Raw genomic sequence first — 2,567 nt, forward strand, 5'->3', positions numbered from 1 at the left:
AGGTGATCACCTGGCACCCAGCCGATGCTTTGGAACAAAGCGAGGCGCCCAACCACCCCCGCAAGACCCAACGACGTCCATCCAATCACCCAGCCAGGTACAACCTGGCCTACAACGCCCCCGTCACAACCCGCCGCGTTAGCAAGGCCGCCACAACGTAGCCGGATTCACCAGAATTCGGACCTCTCCACCATCTCGTACCTCCGAATTCTTGGCGAATCCGGCTACCAAACCACTACCCGGTCAGCGAGGAACCACGTGACATTGCAACGAACATGTGGGTCCCTCGCTCACGCATCGGGTTGTGAAATCGAGTAAATCATAACCCGACGCGTCAGCGAGGGACCACTTCAACGTAGGCCAGGTTATCACCTGGCACCCAGCCGATGCTTTGGAACAAAGCGAGGCGTCCAACCACACCCGCAAGACCCAGCGACGTCCGTCCAATCACCCGCCAGGTACAACCTGGCCTACAACGCCCCCGTCACAACCCGCCGCGTTAGCAAGGCCGCCTCAGCCGTAGCCGGATTCGCCAAGAATTCGGATCCCACCACGTCAACACCTCTGAATTCTGCCGAATCCAGCCACCGACGCTGCGTGAGCTGGCGACTCACCGCTTCGGAATATTCGACGTCGAAAATGCGTCGGGCAGCAAATCCGATAGACGACGCATCTGCTGCTCGCCATCGATCACGTCGATGGTGTAAACAAACAGGTCCGACCCGAATTCAGCCAGCACTTGCCGGCAAGCACCGCACGGCATCGCGCCGCCGATGCTGGCGATTGCCACGGCATGGAACATTCGATAACCGCCCGCCACGGCGGTGCACACCGCCGTTCGCTCCGCACATTGCGTCAATGAATAACTGGCGTTCTCCACGTTGCAACCTTCCACGACGCGTCCGTCGTGGGTCAACAACGCGGCGCCAACGTAGAAGTGACTGTGTGGTGCATACGCGTGGTCGCGAGCCGAGATGGCAGCTTGAACGAGACGCTGAACATCTTCGTCGCTGGGTGGATCGATCTCGGACGCTTGGCTGTGAACATCGGTCATGGCAGGATAGAGAGACAAGGAAGTAGACTCACCAAAGAGAGGAGCAGATTCCGCCATCAAGTCCCGATAGAGTACCTCGTCTCATCCATGAAGCAATGCGGCAACACGTATTCGGAGCACCTCCGCCGCAATTGGCTTCGACATTTGCGGCACGAACTCTCTATTTTACCAAAACGCGTCCGCTGCCGAGGTTTCTCAGCCAGTTCGAAATGGATTCGGGCGCGGTAACATGTCAGATCCCCCTTCACACTCTCAACTGGTTCCAAGCGTTCCTGCAATGTTGTTGAAAATTGACTCCCCCCGCACAGCGACCCAGCACGTGACGAATCGACCATCTTATCGCCCCCCCTCTCTCGCCTGGCTCATCCTCCTTGCCATCGCTGCATTGAACTTTGGCCAGCCCGATGCCAGCCTGCCCGCGGTGAACGCTGACGAATCTGCACAAGTCAGCGCCCGATCCCTTTCGCGAGCCTTCCGCGACGCGGCGCGTGAAGCAAGCCCATCCGTCGTGACCGTGTTCTCTTACGGACAGAATCAGACGCTCTCTGGCGAAAACACTGAAGAGGCCGAACCCGAAACAGACGAGGAATCCCCCGACGAACCCGTCGGCCCCACTCCACCTCAGCAATCCGAAGACGGCGAGTTCGAACTCAGCGGGCTGGGATCCGGCGTGATCATCAATCCTTTCCCGGATGCCGACAAGAATGCCAACGAAGACAAAACAACGTACTGGGTGATGACCAACAATCACGTGATCGCAAATGCCAAGAAGGTGGTGGTTCAACTGCCAAACGAAACCGAACTGGTCGCGGAGAACGTTCACGGTGATCCGTCCAGCGACATCGCGGTGCTGCAAGTCGCCTCCGCCGACGCTTTGAAGGTCGCTGCATACGGCGATTCCAACACCCTGGACATCGGCGACTGGGTGCTCGCCATCGGCAGCCCATTCAAACTGGAAGCCACCGTCAGTGCGGGGATCATCAGCGCGAAGAACCGCAGGCTCGATCGCATCCGTCGCAGTCGGCTGCTGCAAACCGACGCGGCGATCAATCCAGGCAACTCCGGCGGCCCCTTGGTCGACCTGGATGGCAACGTGATCGCGATCAACACGGCCATCGCAACTCGCAACGGAAGCTACCAAGGCATCGGGTTTGCCGTGCCAATCGATCAAGCCAAATGGATCGCTCGCGAATTGGCACGGTTCGGAACCGTCCGTCGATCGACCATGGGAATCACCACGGTCGAACTGAACGCGAAAATGGCCAATATGTTCAAACTACCGGAGGGATTGGGTGTGCTCGTCTATGAAATCATTCGCGACAGTTCCGCCGATCGAGCTGGTCTTAAAAAGTTGGATGTGATCACGGAGTTCGGTGGCCAACCCTTTCGCAAACCAATCGATCTTCGTGACGCGATTGAGCGACAACCGGTTGGCTCCACCCAATCCGTGAAGGTGATTCGCAAAGGCGAAGAAATCGAACTCGAAGCCGTCTTGGCTCCCGTCGACGACCCG

4 protein-coding genes and 2 pseudogenes are annotated in these 2,567 nt (G+C 58.3%); 5 read left to right on the top strand and 1 reads right to left on the bottom strand.

The window, feature by feature from the left end; genetic code table 11:
• Nucleotides 1-10: 10 nt before the first annotated feature.
• The 4 genes and pseudogenes from ACF8AM_RS02830 to ACF8AM_RS02845 form a co-directional block, all read left to right on the top strand.
• Nucleotides 11-61: pseudogene (locus tag ACF8AM_RS02830) on the top strand (hypothetical protein); the annotation flags it as partial.
• A gap of 23 nt (nt 62-84) precedes the next feature.
• Nucleotides 85-318: a hypothetical protein gene (locus tag ACF8AM_RS02835; RefSeq protein ID WP_392554185.1), complete on the top strand. Its 234-nt coding sequence runs from the start codon at nt 85-87 to the stop codon at nt 316-318.
• 3 nt (nt 319-321) lie between these two features.
• Nucleotides 322-374: pseudogene (locus ACF8AM_RS02840) on the top strand (hypothetical protein); the annotation flags it as partial.
• A gap of 12 nt (nt 375-386) precedes the next feature.
• Nucleotides 387-503, top strand: coding sequence for a DUF1589 domain-containing protein (locus tag ACF8AM_RS02845; protein ID WP_392554183.1), 117 nt, complete (start codon nt 387-389; stop codon nt 501-503).
• 107 nt (nt 504-610) lie between these two features.
• Here the strand turns inward: ACF8AM_RS02845 and ACF8AM_RS02850 are convergent, their stop codons facing one another.
• Entirely contained in the window at nt 611-1,054 is a 444-nt protein-coding gene (locus ACF8AM_RS02850) for a cytidine deaminase (RefSeq protein ID WP_047813288.1), read from the bottom strand.
• Between the two features lie 319 nt (nt 1,055-1,373).
• On the opposite strand from ACF8AM_RS02850, the gene ACF8AM_RS02855 reads away from it, so the two are divergent.
• A partial coding sequence (locus ACF8AM_RS02855; protein ID WP_392554184.1) for a S1C family serine protease occupies nt 1,374-2,567 on the top strand: 1,194 nt, incomplete at its 3' end.

The organism is Rhodopirellula sp. JB055, assembly GCF_043100905.1.
Lineage (GTDB): Bacteria > Planctomycetota > Planctomycetia > Pirellulales > Pirellulaceae > Rhodopirellula.